Origin of the sequence: Mycobacterium sp. (assembly GCF_032159565.1) — a bacterium.
Classification (GTDB): domain Bacteria; phylum Actinomycetota; class Actinomycetes; order Mycobacteriales; family Mycobacteriaceae; genus Mycobacterium.
The window spans coordinates 13,125-32,989 of the sequence record NZ_JAVHWR010000119.1; the positions used below are offsets into that span (position 1 = coordinate 13,125).

Annotated in this window: 17 protein-coding genes; 5 read left to right on the top strand and 12 right to left on the bottom strand. The window is 66.8% G+C overall.

All coding sequences use genetic code 11. From position 1 onward, the window contains the following. Positions 1–52: 52 nt before the first annotated feature. Positions 53–712 (top strand): phosphate signaling complex protein PhoU, encoded by a 660-nt coding sequence (gene phoU / locus QOC76_RS14785; RefSeq protein WP_526357586.1) that lies wholly within the window; start codon positions 53–55, stop codon positions 710–712. Between the two features lie 17 nt (positions 713–729). Here the strand turns inward: phoU and QOC76_RS14790 are convergent, their stop codons facing one another. Then, positions 730–1,641 (bottom strand): DMT family transporter, encoded by a 912-nt coding sequence (locus QOC76_RS14790; protein ID WP_526357587.1) that lies wholly within the window; start codon positions 1,639–1,641, stop codon positions 730–732. Positions 1,642–1,706: 65 nt separating this feature from the next. Between QOC76_RS14790 and QOC76_RS14795 the strand changes: the two genes are divergently transcribed. Both QOC76_RS14795 and guaA read left to right on the top strand, forming a co-directional pair. Continuing rightward, positions 1,707–2,591, top strand: a complete 885-nt coding sequence (locus QOC76_RS14795; protein ID WP_526357588.1) for an SDR family NAD(P)-dependent oxidoreductase — start codon at positions 1,707–1,709, stop codon at positions 2,589–2,591. Between the two features lie 75 nt (positions 2,592–2,666). Then, positions 2,667–4,226 (top strand): glutamine-hydrolyzing GMP synthase, encoded by a 1,560-nt coding sequence (gene guaA / locus QOC76_RS14800; protein ID WP_526357589.1) that lies wholly within the window; start codon positions 2,667–2,669, stop codon positions 4,224–4,226. Here guaA and QOC76_RS14805 read toward each other — a convergent pair whose 3' ends face one another. From QOC76_RS14805 to QOC76_RS14840, 8 genes are read right to left on the bottom strand one after another with little or no spacing between them, the layout of a single operon-like run. Continuing rightward, the gene (locus QOC76_RS14805) at positions 4,227–5,147 is read right to left on the bottom strand and encodes a MerR family transcriptional regulator (RefSeq protein WP_526357590.1); all 921 of its coding nucleotides are present in this window, start codon (positions 5,145–5,147) and stop codon (positions 4,227–4,229) included. A 12-nt stretch (positions 5,148–5,159) separates the two neighbouring features. Then, positions 5,160–6,683, bottom strand: a complete 1,524-nt coding sequence (locus QOC76_RS14810; RefSeq protein ID WP_526357591.1) for a flavin-containing monooxygenase — start codon at positions 6,681–6,683, stop codon at positions 5,160–5,162. Positions 6,684–6,685: 2 nt separating this feature from the next. Next, positions 6,686–7,606 carry a ferritin-like domain-containing protein gene (locus QOC76_RS14815; protein WP_526357592.1) on the bottom strand — a complete coding sequence of 307 codons (921 nt, stop codon included), beginning with the start codon at positions 7,604–7,606 and terminating at the stop codon, positions 6,686–6,688. Positions 7,607–7,615: 9 nt separating this feature from the next. After that, positions 7,616–8,461 (bottom strand): SDR family NAD(P)-dependent oxidoreductase, encoded by an 846-nt coding sequence (locus QOC76_RS14820; protein ID WP_526357593.1) that lies wholly within the window; start codon positions 8,459–8,461, stop codon positions 7,616–7,618. A 4-nt stretch (positions 8,462–8,465) separates the two neighbouring features. After that, positions 8,466–9,446, bottom strand: a complete 981-nt coding sequence (locus QOC76_RS14825) for an alpha/beta hydrolase (RefSeq protein ID WP_526357594.1) — start codon at positions 9,444–9,446, stop codon at positions 8,466–8,468. Positions 9,447–9,499: 53 nt separating this feature from the next. Next, complete coding sequence (locus tag QOC76_RS14830; protein WP_526357595.1) at positions 9,500–11,422, bottom strand: zinc ribbon domain-containing protein; 1,923 nt, start codon at positions 11,420–11,422, stop codon at positions 9,500–9,502. Next, positions 11,419–13,026, bottom strand: coding sequence for a S53 family peptidase (locus tag QOC76_RS14835; protein ID WP_526357596.1), 1,608 nt, complete (start codon positions 13,024–13,026; stop codon positions 11,419–11,421). Before QOC76_RS14835 ends, QOC76_RS14830 begins: the two co-directional genes overlap by 4 nt. Before the next feature lie 9 nt (positions 13,027–13,035). Next, the gene (locus QOC76_RS14840) at positions 13,036–13,296 is read right to left on the bottom strand and encodes a hypothetical protein (protein ID WP_526357597.1); all 261 of its coding nucleotides are present in this window, start codon (positions 13,294–13,296) and stop codon (positions 13,036–13,038) included. A 231-nt stretch (positions 13,297–13,527) separates the two neighbouring features. On the opposite strand from QOC76_RS14840, the gene imuA' reads away from it, so the two are divergent. Then, positions 13,528–14,223 carry a DnaE2-dependent mutagenesis accessory factor ImuA' gene (gene imuA', locus QOC76_RS14845; RefSeq protein ID WP_526357598.1) on the top strand — a complete coding sequence of 232 codons (696 nt, stop codon included), beginning with the start codon at positions 13,528–13,530 and terminating at the stop codon, positions 14,221–14,223. Then, a complete protein-coding gene (locus QOC76_RS14850; protein WP_526357599.1) occupies positions 14,220–15,788 on the top strand; it encodes a DNA polymerase Y family protein in 1,569 nt (522 codons plus the stop codon). Before imuA' ends, QOC76_RS14850 begins: the two co-directional genes overlap by 4 nt. Positions 15,789–15,871: 83 nt before the next feature. On the opposite strand, the gene QOC76_RS14855 is transcribed toward QOC76_RS14850, so the two are convergent. The 3 genes from QOC76_RS14855 to QOC76_RS14865 form a co-directional block, all read right to left on the bottom strand. Beyond that, complete coding sequence (locus tag QOC76_RS14855; RefSeq protein ID WP_526357600.1) at positions 15,872–17,278, bottom strand: DUF1214 domain-containing protein; 1,407 nt, start codon at positions 17,276–17,278, stop codon at positions 15,872–15,874. A 98-nt stretch (positions 17,279–17,376) separates the two neighbouring features. Further along, positions 17,377–18,414, bottom strand: a complete 1,038-nt coding sequence (locus QOC76_RS14860) for a nucleoside hydrolase (RefSeq protein WP_526357601.1) — start codon at positions 18,412–18,414, stop codon at positions 17,377–17,379. 27 nt (positions 18,415–18,441) lie between these two features. After that, on the bottom strand, positions 18,442–19,865 hold a 1,424-nt coding region (locus QOC76_RS14865), incomplete at its 5' end, for an SDR family oxidoreductase (protein WP_526357602.1).

Genomic DNA, 19,865 nt, shown 5'->3' on the forward strand with positions numbered 1-19,865 from the left:
CTGACTCTGCACGCCGGGCCGCGATGGTCTCGGCGCAGGAAGGTTTGGGGCTATGCGGACCGCGTACTACCGCGAAATATCCGCGCTCTGCGAACAGCTGAGTGAGATGTGCGGCCTGGCCGCAGACGCGATGGAGCATGCCACGTCCGCTTTGTTGCACGCCGATCTGTCGCTGGCCGAACAGGTGATCGCCGACCACCAGCACATCGTGGCGTTGAGCCAGCGCGCCGAGGGAGCTGCCCTCAAACTGCTCGCGTTGCAGGCGCCGGTAGCCGGTGATCTGCGCAAGATCGTGGGTTCGATCCACATCAGCGCCGACGTCGAACGGATGGGCGCACTCGCCGTTCACGTCGCGAGCATCTCGCGGCTGCGTCATCCCGTCTGCGCGCTGCCCGCCGACGTCCGATCGAGCTTCGCCGAAATGGGAGCCAGATCAGTCCAATTGGCGAGAACAGCGCGGGAAGTGTTGCTCTCGAGCGACTACGGCAAGGCCGGTCGGCTGCAGGACGAGGACGACGCCGTCGACGCCGAGCACCGACACCTGTTCACTCTGCTGATCGACCACAAATGGCAGGGCGGGGTGTGTTCCGCGGTTGATGTCGCGTTGCTTGGCCGCTATTACGAACGATTCGCCGACCACGCCGTCGAGATCGGCAGGCGGGTCGTCTTCGAGGAGACCGGTGGCCTGCCCGTGCACAAGGAACTGGCCTAGATCGACTGCCCGTCTGCCTACTTTTCGGGCGGCAGGTGCTCCGACCGCTGCGACATCTGCGCTTCGAGCTGCTCTTCGAACGCGCCCTCGTCATGACCGAGGGCGATGGTCGCCGTGGCCATCGCCGCAACCGCGAGGGCGAGCGTTGCAATCGTCCTTGGGTCGGTGACCGCGAGCGCTTCACCGAGGACGATGACGCCCAACGACACCGCGACCAAGGGTTCGAGCACCAGCATGGTGGGCACCGACGCCTGCAGCGCACCCGCGTGAAAAGCCGACTGCTGCAACAACGTCGCCGCGACGCCGAGGATCACCACGAGATACGGTGCGGGCACGACCAGCGTGCCCCAGAGGCCTTCCTCGTTGAGCCGCTGCACGGTGACCTTGGTCAGCAATGAGACCACGCCGAACAGCACCCCGACGGCGGTGGCGATCAGCAGAGCGCGACTGCGGCCCGCGGTGCGGGCTCCGCCGACCACGCATCCCAGCACCACGGCCACGCACAGCACCGTGGCCAATATCCAGACAGCGGGTAGCGGACGATAGTTTCCGGTCTGCACCTTCGCCGTCAAGACGAATGTCGCCAAGCCGAACGTCAGCACCAACGCCCACACCCAGTCATGGGTGGTGACGCGGCGATGGGCCATCCGGGCACTCATCGGCAGCGCGAACAGCAGCGCCGACACCAACAGCGGTTGCACGAGTATCAGCGAGCCCCAGGTCAGTGCGAGTGCCTGGAAGCTGTAGCCCAATGCCGCCACCGCGGTGCCCGCCCACCACAGGCGGTTCCGCAGCAGCTTCTTGAACATCGTTGTGCTGACACCCTCGTCCTGAGGGATTTCCAGCGTGGCGCGCTGACGGATCACGATCCCGAGTGCCGAGGTCACTGCGGCGGCCAACGCCAGCACAACGACCACCCACTCGGGCATGAATCTCCTCATCTGCTGTCGACAAGCTGCTTACGGATACCCAATCACACGTCGCACGCGCGTCTATGGTTTGGCGGGTGAACACCGAAGGTGTCCTCGACGGGAAAGTGGCCATCGTAACGGGCACCAGCCGCGGAGTCGGGGTGGGCATCGCACACGAACTTCTCCGCGCCGGCGCCACCGTCGTCGGCTGCTCCCGGTCGAAACTCGGCGCCATCCCCGGTGCCGACCAATACCAGGGGTGGCTGCAGCGCAGCGCCCAGTTAGTCTGCGACCAAGGCGATTTCCACGCCATCGACGACTTGGTCGCCGAAGTGGCCGACACCTACGGTCGCATCGACATCCTGGTCAACAATGCGGGCGGCACGGTGCCTGCGCCCAACGTCGAAGACGTTCCCGAGTTGGTTCAGCGGATCCAGGGCGCCCCTCGGGCCGACGACGACTTCGAGCGGACAGCGCTGTTTCACTCCTTCGCCATCCAGATGAACCTGATCAGCCCGCTGTGGTTCGCCCTGCGCGTCTACCGGCAGATGCGCGGGCAGGACGGCGTCGGGTCGATCATCAACATCTCCAGCGGCGCCGGGCACCCGGCAGGCTCGCCGACGCTGGTGTCCTACGGAGCGGCGAAGGCGGGACTCAACCACCTGACCCGGTCACTGGCCGAGGAGTGGGGTCCGCATGCGCGGGTCAACAGCCTGGCGCTGGGGCCGACGATGACCGACAACTTTCGGTCGTTCGTGCTGCCCAAGGACGACCCGCACGGCGAGCTGTACTTCCGCAACGTTCCGCTGGGCCGCGCGGGCGAACCCGCCGAGGTCGGTCGGGTGTGTGTGTTCCTGTGCAGCGGTGCAGCCGACTTCATCAACGGCACCACCATCGAGATCGACGGCGGCATGCTGCCCGGCGTGCTGTACGAGGCGGGGCTGAAGACCATCACGGATCTGCTCTGACGGCGGCCCGAACGTCCTGCAGCGCCGCCGCGGGGACTGGACGGCGGCGAAAGCCTCCGCCCGTAGACTGAGCAGGTGCAACCGGCATCCCCTCGCCCCGTCCTGGTGGTCGACTTCGGAGCGCAGTACGCGCAGCTGATCGCCCGCCGCGTCCGCGAAGCGCGGGTGTACTCGGAGGTCATCCCGCACAGCGCCACCGTCGAGGAGATCAAGGCCAAGGACCCGCAGGCCATCGTGCTCTCCGGTGGCCCGTCGAGCGTCTACGAGGACGGCGCCCCGCAACTGGACCCCGCCGTGTTCGACCTCGGTGTTCCCGTCTTCGGCATCTGCTACGGCTTCCAGGCGATGGCGCAGACCCTCGGCGGTACCGTCGCCCACACCGGCACCAGCGAATACGGCCGTACCGAGTTGAGTGTCGCTGGCGGACAATTACATTCGGATCTACCGGAGAGCCAGCCGGTGTGGATGAGCCACGGCGACGCCGTCACCGCGGCCCCCGACGGCTTCGAGGTGGTGGCCAGCAGCGCGGGTGCACCGGTGGCGGGTTTCGAGAACCCGGAGCTCAGGCTGGCAGGCGTCCAGTACCACCCCGAGGTGATGCACACCCCGCACGGTCAGCAGGTGCTCAGCAGGTTCCTGCATGAATTCGCGGGCATCGATTCGACATGGACCCCCGCGAACATCGCCGACAGCCTGGTCGAACAGGTGCGTACGCAGATCGGTGGCGGCAGGGCGATCTGCGGTCTCTCCGGCGGAGTGGACTCGGCCGTCGCCGCCGCACTCGTGCAGCGCGCCATCGGTGACCGGCTGACATGTGTGTTCGTTGATCATGGCCTGCTGCGGGAAGGTGAGCGCGGGCAGGTGCAACGCGACTTCGTGGCCGCCACCGGCGCCAACCTCGTCACCGTCGACGTCGCAGACCGTTTCCTGGAGGCGCTGGCCGGGGTGACAAACCCGGAGGGCAAGCGAAAGATCATCGGCCGCGAGTTCATCAGGGCGTTCGAGGGCGCGGTCCGAGACATCGTGGGAGACACGGGATCTGACGTCGAGTTTCTGGTGCAGGGCACGCTGTACCCCGACGTCGTGGAGTCCGGCGGCGGTTCCGGCACGGCGAACATCAAAAGCCATCACAATGTCGGCGGTCTGCCCGGCGACCTGAAGTTCAAGCTCGTCGAGCCGTTGCGGCTGCTGTTCAAGGACGAGGTTCGCGCGGTCGGCCGCGAACTCGGTCTGCCCGAGGAAATCGTTGCGCGGCAACCTTTCCCGGGCCCCGGCCTGGGCATCCGGATCATCGGTGAGGTTACCGCGGACCGGCTCGCCACCCTTCGCCGCGCCGATGCGATCGCCCGCGAGGAGTTGACCGCGGCGGGGCTGGACAACCAGATCTGGCAGTGCCCGGTGGTGCTGCTCGCCGACATCCGGTCGGTCGGTGTGCAGGGCGACGGCCGCACCTACGGCCACCCGATCGTGCTGCGGCCGGTGTCCAGCGAGGACGCCATGACCGCGGACTGGACGCGCGTGCCCTACGAGGTGCTCGAGCGCATCTCCACCCGCATCACCAACGAGGTGCCCGAGGTCAACCGTGTCGCGCTGGACGTCACCAGCAAGCCGCCGGGCACCATCGAGTGGGAGTGATCAGGCGTCCGGTGGCGCTTCCTTGTCGGCTTCGGTGGCGATGAGGTCTCCGAGGATCTGACCGATCGCCGACTCGATTGTCGACTCGATCGAGAAGGCCAGCGTGGTAGACACCGCCGAAACGGCCTGGGTGCGAAACCGCACCAACATCGTAATCAGTTCGGCCACTTCGGTATCCGGCGGTAGCGCCGCACCGGGCTTGATACGGTCGACGACCTCCTCGATGCCCGCCTGCACCAGGATCGCGCTGATCTGGTCGATCAGCGGAGCGGTCTGTTCGTGCAGATCGATCAGTTTGCCGGTGGCGACACCGTACTGGCGGATGTCGTTGAACGCCTCGATCAGCCTGGGCCGAACGATGACGGCCTCACCCTCCTCGAGCCGGATGAGACCGAGGCCGACCATCCGCTCGAACCCGGTATCGTCGTCGACCAACCGCTCGGCGTCCGCGACGCTCATCCGTTCGGGCTTCTCGGTGGCCCAGCTGCCAGCGATCGCCGACTCCAGCCCGAGCATGTCGCCGACGTTTTTGCCCTGCTCCCACGCCGACAACATCTCGTGCACGTGCGAGATGTTGTAGCCGCGGTCGAGCAAGGAGGTGATCAGCCGCAACCGGGTCAGGTGTGTGTCGTTGAACAAGGCGATGCGCCCAACCCGCAGCGGCGGATGCAGCAGGCCGCGGTCGCGGTATACGCGGATGTTGCGGATGGTGGTGCCGGCGATCCGCGCGAGTTCCTCGATCCGGTACTCGCCGGAGGCCGCGACGCCGTGGGGTTGCACGGCGGCGTCGAACAGCTGCGACACCGCGGTCTCGATGACATCGCGGGAGCCCCTGCGGATCTGGCGGGGCGCGCGGCGCAGACCGCCGAGGATGGTCGAGATCGCCCCCGCCGGTTGTCGTGGCTGCCTGGCCCCGGACATCTCTAGGGCATCTCAGGCCGTGGAAGTGGCCACGGGCACGGTCGCGTCGCGCGCGGTGCTGTTCTTGCTCCTCGCGTGCGCGGCCGCGATGTAGTCGCCGAATCGGAAGTCCCGCATCTGACGAAGATACTGCGTGGCGAAGCCCGGGTACATCGATGCGTTGAAGCCGTCCTTCGTCAGATACCAACTGCTGCAGCCCGACATCCAGGTCGTCTTGCCGAGCCGTTTCTGGATGCGTCTGTTGTAGCGTCGCTGCGCGTCCTCGCGGACATCGAGATAGTGCAAACCGTCGCCGATGATCGTGGTGATGCCGCGCACCGCGTAGTCGATCTGCCCTTCCACGTACACCAGCAACGAGTTGTGGCCAGGCCCGGAGTTCGGTCCCGTCATGAAGAACAGGTTCGGGTAGCCGTGCGCGTTGATGCTTTTGTACGCCTGCGCACCGTCGACCCACTCCTCGGCGAGCGAGCGCCCGCCGATGCCGGTGACCGGATACGGCGGCCCAGTCAGGTGCACGTCGTACCCGGTGGCGAAGACAATGCAGTCGAGGTGGTGCTCGACGCCGTCGCTGGTCCGGATGCCGACAGGGCTCATGGTCGCGATGGGCCAGTCGATCAGTTTGCAGTTTTCGCGCTGCAGGGCAGGGTAGTAGTCACTGGAGACGAGCATCCGCTTGCAGCCGGGGGTGAACTCCGGCGTGAGTTGCCTGCGCATCCAGGGGTCCTTCACCTGACGACGCAGGTGCGCCCTGCTCAGCCGGGCGACGAAACCGGTCAGCGGACTGTCCCAAACCAGCGCGGTGGCGGTGATCTCATGTCCCCAGTACAGCGCCTGGCGGGCGAGCTGTTGTGTGGCAGGCACTTTCGCGAACAGCCCCTGTGCGGCTGCGGGCATCGGCACGTCCAGCCGCGGCAGCACCCAGCCCGGCGTGCGTTGGAAGACCTTGACGAAGTCCGCCTGCTTGACCAGTTCAGGGATGATCTGCACGGCGCTGGCACCCGTTCCGACGACGGCGACACGCTTGCCGGTGAAGTCGTAGTCGTGGTCCCAGCGCGCGCTGTGAATCATCTTGCCCGCGTACGTGTCGACGCCTCGGATGTCGGGCAGCTTGTGATCGGGCAGTGGTCCGGAGGCCAACACCACGGTGCGGGCGGTGAAGCGTTTGCGACCGGACGTCTTCACCGTCCAGGTGCCTTCGGTTTCGTCGAAGTGCAGACCGTTGACTTCGACGCCGAACTCGATGCGCCTGCGCAGGTCGAAGTCGTCGACCAGCTTCTCGATGTGCTGACGGATCTCGCCTGCGGGGGAGTAGGCGCGCGACCAGCCGGGGTTCTGGGCGAACGAAAACGAGTACAGCAGCGACGGGATGTCGCATGCCGCACCGGGATAGGTGTTGTCGCGCCAGGTCCCGCCGACGCGGTCCTCGCGTTCGACCATCACGAAGTCGTCGACGCCTGCGGCAGCGAGTTTGATCGCGGTGCCGATGCCGGTGAAGCCGGTGCCGACGATCATTGTGTCGTAGACATGTTCACTCATCGTCAGGCCGCCGGCTCATGGGTCAGCTCCTTGAACCAGGACGGAATCGGGCTCAGCAGCGGCTTGGGGTAGCGGTCCGACAGCCACACCATGGAATTGGCCAGCAGGTGGTATGGGTGGCGCGGGTTGGTCACCCAGCCGGCGTGCCGCTTGAGGACGCGGTAGGTGGGCACGCGGCGGGTGTACTGCCCGCGCTCGCCGAGGGTCGAGAACCGCTGCACGGCCTTGTACAACCGCTCGGGTTGCAGCCCCATCGCGACGATCTCGTTGCGCACCCGGTTGAGCAGCGGGACGTACATGATCGTGCCGAGGATCAGCCCCGGCGAAGCGACGCTGCCGACGAAGTCGATGGCCAGCTTGCGGGCCTTTGCGTTGCCGATCATGTCCAGCACCTCGAAATCCACTGCCAGGTGCCGTGACTCGTCGTTGTTGATCTTCTCGAACACCTGATGGCACACCGGGTCGTGAACCTCTTCGAGCAGAAACTTCAGCAGCGCGCCGTCCAGGGCCACCTCGAGCATTGGGATCACGGTGCCGAGCACCGCCAGCGACATGCCGTCGGCGAAGCGGTCCAGCCAGTCCATCGCCAGCCGGATGTTGACGTTCGGCTCGGGCATCTCGCCGTCGTCGAGCATCCCCCAGCGCTTCATCAGCGCCAGTTCGGCGTTGGCGTGCCGCTGCTCCTCGGCGTGGAAGTAGCGGTAGATCTCGGCAATGGTCGGCGTGGGTGCCTTCTTCGCCAGCGCCGCGAACCCGCGAGCGCCGATGTTCTCGATCCAGCACAGGTCGGCCATGAAGGCTTTCAGTTGGGGCCGCTGCTCGTCGGTGATCATCTCGGCGCCCGGTGCGTTCCAATCGATATCGGCCAGCGCCCACTGGCGGTCCTTGATCTTCGCCAGCATGACGTCCATGTCGATCGCCATCGGATCCTCCTAAGATGTCGTCATTCGCGTACTGAGTCCGGCGGCGCGGGTGTACACCGTCGGGGTCAAACGCTTGATGCCCCAGCCGATCCGGGCGTCGGGCTGCGGCATGCAGTACAGACCGCCGCGGTCCAGGGTGTCCAGGCAGGTGCGCGACACCCGCTCGGGCGAAAAGCCGGTCCAGCGCATCAGCCGGCTGGCCGCCCGTGTCGACTTGTCGGTGATACGGCCGGAGTCGACGATGTTGGTCTTGACGAATGTCGGGCACAGCACCGTGACATTCACGCCGGTGCCGGACAATTCGGCGGCCAGTGTCTCCGAGAGCGACAGCACGCCGGCCTTGCTCACGTTGTAGGCCGCCATGCCCGGCGCCGCGCCGAACGCTGCGGCGGACGCGACGTTGACGATGCCTCCCAACTGTCCTGAGTAGCCGGCTTCCTTCAATATCGGCGCGAAGACGTGACAACCGTGTATCGGCCCCCACAGGTTGATGCCCAGCACCCAGTTCCAGTCGTCGATGTCGGTCTCGCCGATGGCGGTGCCGCCCGCGCCGACGCCCGCGTTGTTGATCACCAGCGAGGGCGGACTGCCGAACCAGTCCTGAGCCACTTCGGCGAGTCGGCCGACGTCGTCGAGTCGACTGACGTCGCACCGTGCCGCCATTGCTTCACCGCCTGCGCGCACGATCGCGTCGGCCGTTGCGCGCGCGCTCGGTTCGTCGACGTCACTGCAGACGATGCGGCCGCCGCGGCGGGCCAACTCGGCGGCGAACGCCGCGCCGATACCGCTGCCCGCGCCGGTGATCACCGCGGCGGCGTCGTGACTGCGCTTCTGAGAGGAACCGAAGATGCGCACCGCCTCACCCCGCCCGCAGATCGAGAATGTCGGCGCCGAGGGACGCGGTGATGAACCGGGCGATCTTCCGCATGGCAGGTGCCGCCTCGGGCGTGATGCGCGGCAGCGCCTGGAAGACATGCAGCTGGTCGGGCCAGACCTGCAGTTCGCAATCGCCACCCGCGGCGCGGATGTCCGCCGCGAGCGCCCTGGCGTCGGCCACCAGGAATTCGGCGCCACCGGTATGGATGAGCGTCCGCGGCAGCGGTCGTCCACGCGCGACCTCCAGCGTCAAGCGCGGATGGGCGAGATCGGTTCCGAGGCTGTACAACCCGACGAGCCGCTGGGCGTCGCGAACACGGATCACCGGGTCTCGCCGCAGCGCCTCACGGGAGCGCGCAAGCCCGAAGGTCATGTCGAACAGCGGCGACATCAGCGCCATTGCCGCCGGCACAGCGATGTCCGGCTGCAGGACGAGATCGACGGCCAGGTGGCCACCCGCAGAATCGCCTGCGATGACCAACTGCTCCGCGGACAGGCCCTGCTGTTCGGTGAGCCAGTCCCAGCCGGTCCGCACATCGTCTGCGGCAGTGGGGAATCGGTGGCGCGGCGCGAGCCGGTAGTCGACGACGAATACAGCCAGCCCCGTCAACCGCGACAGCCACGCCGCCAGCCGCCGGTGGGTGCGAGCCGAACACAGCACGTATCCGCTGCCGTGGATGTAGTAGATGGCAGATGACCCGCGCGAAACATTATGCGCCTGAACCCATTCGCCGACAAGCCTGCGGCCGTCGGGCAGCACGGTGTCGACATGTTCGACCTGAGTGCCCGACATCGGGGGGCCGCATGCGTCCATCAGCCCGGCCAGGATCTGGCGTGACAGCCACAGTCCCCAGGCCTGCTCGATCGGTATCGCGGCGGTGAGCGGCCGGATCGTTCGCTTACTCAGTGCTGCCGCGGCGCGGGAGCGGACGGAACCACGCGTCTGGACTCTGCGTTGAGCCATGCCCGAGTACAACAGCAAATGATGACATTTGTCAATGTCAACATTTCAAAGTGTCAACGCGGTGCGTCGCCCCGCCAGCTGAAACTATTGACGTATTTGCCCATGTCAAGGGCGAGTTGAAGGTTCGCGCCCGACGGCTTGCCAAGCCCGAAGTCGGGACCGAACTGCCGGAACGGGCCGACGGCCGCGGCGACGAGGGCGAGGTCGTTCTTCACCGCCACCATTGCGATCACCCGCATCCGCATGTAGTTGCTGTTCGCGCCCTGGGGCCAACAGTCGGCGACCATCCCGTACCCGGGTACGTAGCCCACCATCGCGTTCGGGATTTCATACGCCGTCTTGGTGTCCGGAAAGGTCTCCTTCACAAGGCTTCTGACAATCTGCTCGGCTGTTCGCCCGTTGGCGGGCCTGCTCATCAGCTGCATGGTGCCGCCGTCGCCGCCCAGAAAGTCGGCGCGCACCCCGGTCGGGCTGGTGGTGATCCGGTACACGTCGCTCGGCGCGGGGTACGACACGGAGAATGTGCCGTCGGGCGCGGTGAAGCGAGGGTTGACCGCAACCGGCTCGCCGGTTGGTGGGTGCCCGCAGTCGGGCGGGCAGATATAGGGAGCGGGCGGCTTCTGAATGATGACCGACAGTCCGACCAGGGCGACCGCGACCACCACGATCGCGGCACCCCAGGTCCGCAGCAGGCGCGCATACGAGGTCCGCCTCACCGGTGTCGCGTCGTAGGTTCCCGACATGACGGAATAGCCGGGATGCGTTATTTCAGTGGTCGGTTCGCCAGGTTCGCGGCTCATCGGTCGCGACTCACGTCGCTCTCTTCGCGACGACTGGGATGCAGCTCGGGTTGCGACCCCGCATGCGGGGCAGAACGCCATATCGGGGACGACGTGGTGGCAGTGCGGACACAGCACCGGCTCGTCGGATCGGATCTCGTCGTGTGCCTCGTGCAGCAGCGCGAGATGAAGTCCGATGCGCAGCAGCAGAAGCGCCACCATGGCCACCGAAAGATGGATGACCAATTGCAGCCACTGCGGGATATGGGTCACGTCCACCAGCCCCAGTCCGGCGTAGACGCCGACGACGGCTGCCGCGAACAGGGTGAGTGCGGCGCGAATGTAACCTGGATGCTGGTTGGCCTTGTTCGCAGGCCGGGTGAACCACAGTGCAGCACCGATGAGGCCACCGACAGCGGCTGCGGTCACCGGCACCGCGACCCCGCGGATGCCCGCCTCGACGATGAGCGAGGAAACGGGGCGGCTGCGCGCGATCATGCCCGTCGCGAATTGCGGCGCCAACCGGGTGATGGTGGCCGCGGCCGTGAAGAGCAACGCACCGAGCGCCCCGATCATGAAGCCGTCCAACGACTCCCGAGTCGGCGGTCGGGTCAGGCGCACCACCACCACAGGCACGAGCATGAGGATCATGCTGGCGATGGGGATGCCGAGCCCCTCGCGCAGTAGTCGGCCTGCCGCGATACCCGTGCCCAGTGGGACCCCATAGGAGCGGGCCACCGCCGCACCTGTCACCAGCACCCAACCGACTCCGAGCGTGATTCCGAGGCCTGCGGTCAGAAACAGTGTGCCGACGGGAACATCGCGATAGGCGTCTGTCTCACGCAGGTACAGCAGGAACAACAACGGGAGCCCGAGCGCGGCCACGGTGATCAATGCCGCGGGCATCCGTAGGGTCGCAAAGGTCATCAGCGCGAGCAGGACGAGGCCCAGCACGACGCGGAACGGCATGCGGGACCGGTGCGGCAGCTGGGGGAACAGCGAACTGGCGAGCGACGGCCGCAGCAGGTGTTCACCCGGGGCGGCGCCGTAGGCGCGAATTCGCAACCAGGACGGCCCGTTTCCGCGTCGCTCGGTCAGATGATCTCCGCAGAGCCCGCAGAATTCGCCTGCCGGGACTTCCGTTTGGCAGATCTGGCATTCCATGGTGGCCGGGCTGTCCTCGACGGGAGTGGTCATGCGGTGAGCCTCTGCAGGACGAGGATGTTGCGCACCAGGTTGTCGACGTCGGGGGTGCCGAGGCCGGTCACCAGATCGTAGCCGGGGGACGCGTCGGCGACGGCGTTGCCGCCGAGTATTACGTCGCGGAATCCGGGCAGCCGGGAACCCGAAGCGACCTGGTAGAGCAGGGGATTGAGATCTCCGAGGGGTCGTCCGCCGTTCTCGACGAGGTACTGGTTCATCACCGCGGCGAGGCCTGCCCATATCGGCGCCGATTGCGAGGTGCCGCCGCCGACCAACTGCTTACCGTTGAAGACGATCTTGACTCCGGTGAACTGATCGGCCACCGCGGCGACGTCGGGGGTGAGCCGTCGCCCTTGATCCCTGTTCGGCAACACCGCGCGCTGCCACGGCGGCCGGTCGAACAACGAGGAAACCCCGCCACCGCTGCCAATCGACAGCGGTACGTCGAACCAGGCCTGTTCGGACTGCCATGCGCCTGCGGCGTCGGTGGACAGGGTGGTGCCACCGACATCGGTCATCTCCGGCAGCGAGGCGACCGAGTCCAGCCCGACGTCTGCGTCACTCGGCGGGGACGACCAGTCCTGGCCGCCCTTGCACTCCAGGCCCGCGAGGTCACCGCTGGCGTTGAAAGCCGTTGTGCCATGGGCGTGTGCGTCGGAAAGGACGGATCGCACCGGCGCCATATCGGCCGCGGTGATCAACTTGTCGCACCCCCAACCGATCGAGAAGCTCCATACCGCACCGGGGAACTGTCCATCGGCCGATGCGAGCATCTGCGCGATCTTCTCGTAGACACCGCCGTCGCCCTGCACCGTCGGTCGGGCATTGATGACCACCTTCTTGGCGTCGGGTGCGATGGCGTGCGCGACCTCGAGGTCCATCGTCGTCTCACCGCGCGGTTCGGCAGGCTGGCCGCCGACCACGGTGGGCTTGAACCTCGGCAACTTGTACAGGGTCGCGAAGCTGTCGAGGTCGGCCTGGTCGAAGCCGTCGAACGCGAAGATCACGATGGTCTGGCCCTTGCCGGTGAATCCCGTTGAGGCCAGCTTGCTCACGTTGTAGGTGTTGAGCAGCGCGCTCGGCTGCAACCCCTGATCGGGAACGTCTGTCGGCAGCATCGGTGGTTTGGACGTGTGATGCGGGATGTAGCTCAGGATGCGGCCGAGTTCGACAACCTCTGGACGCAACTGCTCGGGCACCGACGGCTGCTGTGGGGACGCATAGAACAGCTGACCACGCTGGCCGCGATAGTCATGCACCTCGACACCGAATGCGGAGCCCACCTTGTCGGCACCGCCCTCGACGACGGCCCAGTTCTTGCCGGGCTGCCATCGCACGGACAGGCCGTGGCCACGCGCCCAGCCGACCAATCGATTCGGTTGGTTCGCGTCGCGCAGTTCGACGGTCAGCTGGGCGTCATCGCGGTGCGAGGGTCCGAGATCGTCTGATGCGTTGAGCAACAACGAGAACGGTCCGCCGATCAGCCCGGGCGCATCGTGCGCATGGGTGATCCGCAGATCCGACGCAAGTACAAGCACCCCCGCTGTCGCAACCAACGCCAGCAGTCGGTGCCCGGCGCCTGTTCGCCAACCGGGCACCGCGGTGTACTAGTTGTCGCCGGGAGGGGCGGTCGGAGCCGGCGGTGCGAGGACCGAGGGCGAGAACGGGTTCGGCCCATTGGGGTCGAGGCGCGGGGCCTTCTCGGTCGGCTCGGCAGGAGCCGTCGTCGTCGTCGTCGTCGTGGTCGAGGTCTCGGGAGCCTTCTGCTCTTCCTTCGCGCATGCCGCGGAGAGCCCAACCAGGGCGATGATTGCCGCGGCTCCGGCGATGGCCGGAATGCGACGAGTCGAACGACGTGTCGTCATCATTTTCCTATCTGTCCCCCGACTTGCTGTGGAACCGCTGCCAGTGCGGTTCGTCGTTGGAAACCTTATCCGATGAGCGAACCATTCCCGAGGTGATTAAGCCGCTGGAGAATCGGTCAAGGAATCTTTGGCGGCACCGCGGACGCTTGACGCTTTCGGTGGGTCGGTGTTTACTCGTCGTATCGAACATATTTTCGAATGAGCGATGATTCAGATGGGGCAGAAGGTGCTGTTGTGACCGCTGCGATGAGCCTGGATCGGCACCGGTTTGACCGTGCTGAGCAGGTAGAACACCTGCGCCGCAAGATGGCGGCGATATCCGGGAAGGTTGGGCCCGGACGACGTGGCGAGCTGCCGTCCAACGACGTGCTTCCCGAGCCGGAAAGTTTGCTATCGCCACCCGAATCCCAGACCGATGCGCTTAGGACCACATTGCCGAGGGGAACGGTGGCTGTGCTGTCGGGTGCCCGGTCTTTGTCGTTGAGCATGGTTGCGGCGGTGACGGCATCGGGTGGGCATGCGGCCATCGTCGGTCAACCCGACGTTGGTCTGCTTGCGGCCGTGGAAATGGGAGCGGATCTGAGCCGGCTCGCCGTCATCCCTGAACCGGGAGCGGATCCCGTTGAGGTGGCCGCGGTGTTGATGGACGGCATGGATCTTGTCCTGCTCGGCCTCGGCGGGCGTTCGGTGCCTGCCACACGGGCGCGGGCCGTGGTGGCTCGCGCGCGGCAGAAGGGTTGCACGCTGTTGGTCACCGGCGGCGAGTGGCAGGGCGCGTCGGCTCGGCTGGAGGCCAGGGTCAGCGGCTACGAAGTGACCGGCGGCAGCGGCGACAGGCCCATATCGGGATGTGGGCGGATCAGCCGGGTGCGGCTGGCCATGCGGGCGAGAGGACGAGCCTTCGGGTCGGTGCACGCGGTAGGCGAATGAGCACATCGCGGGTCCTGGCCATCTGGTGCATGGATTGGCCTGCGGTGGCCGCGGCGGCCGCGGCCGATCTGCCCCCGACCTCTCCGGTGGCGGTCACGCTGGCCAATCGAGTCATCGCCTGCTCGGCGTCGGCCCGCGCGGCAGGGGTGCGCCGTGGCCTGCGCCGCAGGGAGTCCCAGGCCAGATGTCCTGAGCTGCACGTCGTCACCGCCGACCCGGCGCGCGATGCCCGCCACTTCGAGAACGTGACGACGGCGGTCGACGACCTGGTGCCACGCGCCGAGGTGCTGCGACCCGGCCTGCTGGTGCTGCCGGTTCGCGGCGCGGCGCGCTACTTCGGCTCCGAGCAGACTGCGGCCGAGCGGCTGGTCGATGCGGTGGCCGCTGCCGGAACCGAATGTCAGGTCGGAATCGCCGACCGGCTGCCCACTGCGGTCTTCGCCGCACGCGCCGGGCGGATCATCGAGCCGGGCAAGGACGCGGTGTTCTTGTCCGCGCTATCCATCCGGCAGCTGGCCACCGAACCGAGCCTGGCGGCGGCCGGGCGCGAAGATCTTGCGGATCTATTGTGGCGCATGGGAATCCGGAATATCGGCCAGTTCGCGGCCTTGTCCCGTGCCGATGTGGCCTCCCGGTTCGGGGCCGACGCGATCGCCGCACATCGCTTCGCCCGTGCCGAGGCCGGCCGTGGGCCGTCGGGACGCGAACCGTCACCGGATCTCGACGCCGTGATGGATTGTGACCCGCCGGTCGACCGGGTGGATGCCGCTGCGTTCGCCGGCCGGTCGCTGGCAGGCGATCTGCATCGCAGCCTCGAGGCGGCGGGCGTCGGCTGCACCCGGTTGGCGATCCATGCCGTGACCGCCAACGGTGAAGAGCTGAACCGGGTTTGGCGATGCGCGGAACCGCTGACCGAGGATGCCACCGCCGACCGGGTGCGATGGCAGCTGGACGGCTGGCTGAATCGCCGCAATCCGAACGACCGGCCTACCGCACCGATCACCGTGCTGCGGCTGCAACCAGTGGAAGTGGTCTCGGCAGAGGCCTTGCAGCTGCCGCTGTGGGGTGGCATTGGAGAAGAGGACCGGCTGCGCGCCCGTCGTGCGCTGGTTCGGGTTCAGGGTCTGCTCGGGCCCGAGGCCGTGCAGGTGCCGGTGCTCAGCGGAGGCCGCGGACCCGCCGAGCGCATCACGTTGACACCGCTGGGTGACGAGCCGGTGCCGCAGGCCGATCCTGCTCAGCCGTGGCCGGGTCAACTGCCCGAACCGTCACCGACCGTGCTGCTCGACGATCCCGTCGAAGTGCTTGACCACGAGGGTAATCCGGTGCGGGTGACCAATAGGGGATTGTTCTCCGCCGACCCGGCGCGGCTGGCCGCCCCAGGCAGGGAAGGTGCGTTGTCGTGGTGGGCAGGGCCGTGGCCGGTCGACGAGCGGTGGTGGGATCCGGACCGCAGGGCCGGACGCACGGCGAGAGCTCAGGTGCTGCTCGATGGAGATCCAGGGCAGGCACTGCTGCTGTGTTACCGCAAGCGGCGGTGGTATCTGGAAGGGATCTACGAGTGATCAGTGGCCGGACTCGCGTGCGCGGGTCCCTATTCGCTCCTCGCGTGCGCGGGTTCCTATTCGCTCCTCGCGTGCGCGGGTTCCTATTCGCTCCTCGCGTGCGCGGAAACCTTCTCGATGTCCGGAAGCTTCCAGGTCTTGTCGAAGAGCGCTTGATCCGGTCCGTAGAACCGGAAGATCACCTCGAAGGTGTTGCAGGCCTTGGTGGGTACCCAGTTCGAGGATGCGCCGTCCGGCGCGGTGGGGCCGAAGAAGACGTCGATCGAACCGTCGGGGTTCGTCGCCAGGTTCGCAGAGGTGGAGGCCCGGCTGGAGCGCGGAGTGTCCCGCATCAGGGCGTGGGTCTTACCGTCGTAGGCCGTCGCCGACCAGTACTGGCGCACGGGCGCCGATGCGGGTACCCGCAGCCGGTAGGTGGTTCCGCCGTCGAGCTTGTTTCCCTTGCCGTCCTTGAGCGTCATCAGGTAGAACTGCCCGGTGCCAAGATGTTTGGCGCTGAAGAAGGCCAGTGAGTATGTCACCCCGCGATTGTCGACGGGATAGCTGTCGGGGTCGGCGAAGTTCGACATCATTCCCTTCAGAACCTCGTCAGAGGCGGGCACGTGCCAATGGCCACCGTCGAAGTAGGGCGCCGGGAAGTAGGACGATTCCAACCGATTCGTCAGCCACGTATGCGCTTCTTGCGCCGCAAGATTGAAGATCCGTCGCGTCTTGTCATTCGGGGCGAACGGCCGCCCCTTATCGATGCCGATGGTTTTCAGAGTGTCGATCATCGCCTTGTCGCGGACGAGCCACGCCTCGGTCTGGACGATGCCGTTCAGTGCGTCGAAAAACCGCACATCGTAGGGGATCGTCGCGTCGAATAACGTGTCGATCGCGTCGATGAACGTCGACTCCTGTGCATCGCCGGCCGCCGAAAGCGGATACACCCGAACGCGTTTCCCGTATGCCACGGCGGCGGCGATGTCGGCGTCGGCGGCACTGCGATAGTTCGACCGCAACAGCGCGTAGGACTGATAGGTGGACGACGGACACGGAAGGTAGCCGTCGGGCACACCGCCGTCATGGCCGGGAGGCAAGATGAGGTACTTACCACCCGCTCCTTTGTCGGCGCCTGCAGGCCCGACGTCTTCGATCGCCGTCTGCCAGCAGTCGTCGATCGAGCCGACGATGGTGCCGGTGTCGGCAGGCGGAATCTCCAGCACCACCGGACCGACATCCCTGGTGTCGAAGAACGGCATGAAGTAAATGGTGTCGGGGTTCGGGGTGAGCGTCTGGTTCTTCCAGCTGACCGGCCGCGACCAGAACACCACCTGGTTGGGTGCCCCGCCGAGCTTGGCCATCTGCCTGCGCATCAACTCGTAGTTGACGGCGGGCATACCCCAGATGACCGTCTCGATGGCACGCCGATGTAATGCCCGGTCGGCGATCTCGGCCGGGTTCGACGGCGGACCCGGCGACGGTTCCGGTCGTTGCCACAGCGTGCGCATGGGGCGCCTCCCACGTCGCGATGCCGCTATTCAACGCTTGAGACCGACGTTTTGCAGACTTTTACTCGCACTTTTCCGCCCAAACGTACGTTTGGGCGTCACCGGAGAGTTCGGGCGAAATGGCCGACCCGCGCGATGAACCGGTCGAAGAAGGCGGCCGGATCGACGTCAATGCCGATGAGCGCGTTGGGTTCCCGCCCCCAGCGGCCCGACCAGTCGGCGATCGTCATGCCGCGCGTCAGCGTGCCGGTCAACTCGACGTCGACGGTCGCAGGCCGCGTCGTCACCAGCTCTGGATCCAGCGCCACACCCGCGGCCAGCGGGTCGTGCAGGTGTGCGAGATAGCCTTCGTCCTGGTCGAAATGGAACTCGAAGTAGAACCGCATGGCATCCTCGAGCACCCGGATCAGCGGGTTGGCCGCGACGGACCGGGTGCCGCGTTCGTCGAGCACGCTCATCGGTGCGGTCGCCGAGCCGGCTTCCGTCGCGAGCCGGCCCAGGAGCGCGGGCGTCATCGCGACGTTCTCGGTCAGGTTCAGTCCCAGAACGATCGGTAGATGCCGCGGCGGATCCAGACCCCATGCGGCGGACCATACGGAGAAGACCTCGTGAGCGGCCTCGGGGTCGACGCTGATGTTCCATTCAGCGACCGGCGTCGTGTTACCGCGGTACTCGAACGCGCCGCCCATGATCACCAGCCGCCGCAGCAGCGTCGGCAACGCGGGCTCCTGCCGAAGCGCCAACGCCAAGTTGGTCAGCGGGCCGGTCACCACCCCGATCAGCTCGCCGGGGTAGGCGCGTGCGGCGCTGATCCACGCCTGTGCGGCGTCGTGCGCGGTGAGCTGCCGATCCGTCGACGGCAGAACGGCGTAACCCAGCCCCTGCGGACCATGGGTGTCCTTGGCTGTGCGAAGCGGCGTGCTCACCGGCTGCTCGGAACCCTTGGACACCGGGATGCCCTCGACACGACACAGCTCGAGCAGACCCAGATTGTTCGAGCAGACCTGTTGCACCGGAACATTTCCCGCGGTGGAAGCGATACCGACCAGTTCGGCGTCGGGACTGCCGAACAGGTACACCAACGCCATGGCGTCGTCCACGCCCGTGTCGACGTCGACGAAGACGGGCTGCGGCACGGAGGTAACGATACTGCGGGTGCCCGGCTACCAATGCACGCCAGGCACCAACCGAACGGCGCGCTTGACCGGACGCGGCATGCGTACCCTTGCCACCGTCCTTGCCGGCCGTCGTGGCCGCCGCGACGGTGTGCGCGGAGATGGACCCTTTTCGATGCCCCGAGCCGCCGCCGAGTCGGGATAGCCCAGGTAAAGCTGGTGCAGCACCCGCCGCGAGAGTTTCGGGGTGAAGTAGTTGCCGACGTCGGCCAGGGTGCCGAGCGGGGTGTCGATTCGCGCCGGCTTCTCGATCAGGCCACGCACCACCATGGCGGCGGCGTGTTCGGCGGTGATCGGCGGCACCGGGTTGAGGCGGCGCGACGGCGCGATCATCGGTGTCTGCACCAACGGCATGTGGATGTTGGTGAACGTGATGTGGTCGGACAGCGTCTCCGTCGACACCACGTCCGAGAAGGCGTCCAGCGCCGCCTTGGTGGGCAGGTACGAGCTGTACTTGGGGTTGCGGGCCTGCACACCGGCGCTCGACACGTTGACGACGTGACCGAACCGGCGTTCGCGCCAGTGCGGCAGCAGCGCCAGCACCATCCGCACGGCGCCGAAGTAGTTGACCGCCATCACCCGCTCGTAGTCATGCAGCCGATCGGTCGACGCGACCACGGATCGCCGGATCGATCTCCCCGCGTTGTTGACGAGGTAGTCGACGTGGCCGAAGCGTCCGAGGATGTCCTTGACCGTGTGTTCCACCGACGTGCCGTCGGTGACGTCGCACGTGAACGCATGCGCCTCGCCGCCTGCGGCACGGATCTCGGCGACAAGGTCGTCGAGCGCTTCGGCGTTGCGGGCCAGTGCGAAGACCGTCGCACCGCGTGCGGCCACCGCGACCGCCGCGGCCCGGCCGATGCCGCTGGACGCCCCGGTGATGATGACGTGCTTGCCGACCAGCGGACCTGCGGGATCGTCGCGCCGCGCCCGATCGGGATCCAGGTGCTCGGCCCAGTAACGCCACAGCTTCGGCGCGTACGACGAGAACTCCGGCACAGCTATTCCGGTGTGCTGCAAAGCCTCTCGCGTGTTCTCAGCAGTGAACGTCGGCATCAGGTCGACGACGTCGAGGATCTCGGCGGGGATGCCCAACTGAGTCACCGCCATATTGCGCAGCACCTTGGCCCGACCCGTCGCTCGGAGAAACGGCGTCGCCGCACCGCGGGGGAGCGACCCGCGCAGCCGCGGCAACCCCGCAGCCCGTGAAACGCCGCGGTAGATACCGCGCAGTCCGATGCTGTCGGGTGCGGTGAGGTGAAACGTCTGGCCGTCGCGATCCGGCACGTGAATCAGTTCGGTGATGGCGTCGACGACGTAGTCGACCGGCACGATGTTGGACCGTCCGGTGTCGGGCAGAAGAACCGGGGTGAACGAGGGCAGCACAGCCAGCTTCGCAAGGATGGGAAAGT

Excerpts from the sequence above, each read along its gene's own strand:
- QOC76_RS14815 (WP_526357592.1), bottom strand. The coding sequence starts at position 7,606 with ATGGCGATCGACATGGACGTCATGCTGGCGAAGATCAAGGACCGCCAG.
- QOC76_RS14855 (WP_526357600.1), bottom strand. The coding sequence starts at position 17,278 with ATGCGCACGCTGTGGCAACGACCGGAACCGTCGCCGGGTCCGCCGTCG.
- QOC76_RS14810 (WP_526357591.1), bottom strand. The coding sequence starts at position 6,683 with ATGAGTGAACATGTCTACGACACAATGATCGTCGGCACCGGCTTCACC.
- phoU (WP_526357586.1), top strand. The coding sequence starts at position 53 with ATGCGGACCGCGTACTACCGCGAAATATCCGCGCTCTGCGAACAGCTG.
- QOC76_RS14840 (WP_526357597.1), bottom strand. The coding sequence starts at position 13,296 with ATGATGACGACACGTCGTTCGACTCGTCGCATTCCGGCCATCGCCGGA.
- QOC76_RS14850 (WP_526357599.1), top strand. The coding sequence starts at position 14,220 with ATGAGCACATCGCGGGTCCTGGCCATCTGGTGCATGGATTGGCCTGCG.
- QOC76_RS14790 (WP_526357587.1), bottom strand. The coding sequence starts at position 1,641 with ATGCCCGAGTGGGTGGTCGTTGTGCTGGCGTTGGCCGCCGCAGTGACC.
- QOC76_RS14825 (WP_526357594.1), bottom strand. The coding sequence starts at position 9,446 with ATGGCTCAACGCAGAGTCCAGACGCGTGGTTCCGTCCGCTCCCGCGCC.
- QOC76_RS14805 (WP_526357590.1), bottom strand. The coding sequence starts at position 5,147 with ATGTCCGGGGCCAGGCAGCCACGACAACCGGCGGGGGCGATCTCGACC.
- QOC76_RS14830 (WP_526357595.1), bottom strand. The coding sequence starts at position 11,422 with ATGACCACTCCCGTCGAGGACAGCCCGGCCACCATGGAATGCCAGATC.
- QOC76_RS14795 (WP_526357588.1), top strand. The coding sequence starts at position 1,707 with ATGGTTTGGCGGGTGAACACCGAAGGTGTCCTCGACGGGAAAGTGGCC.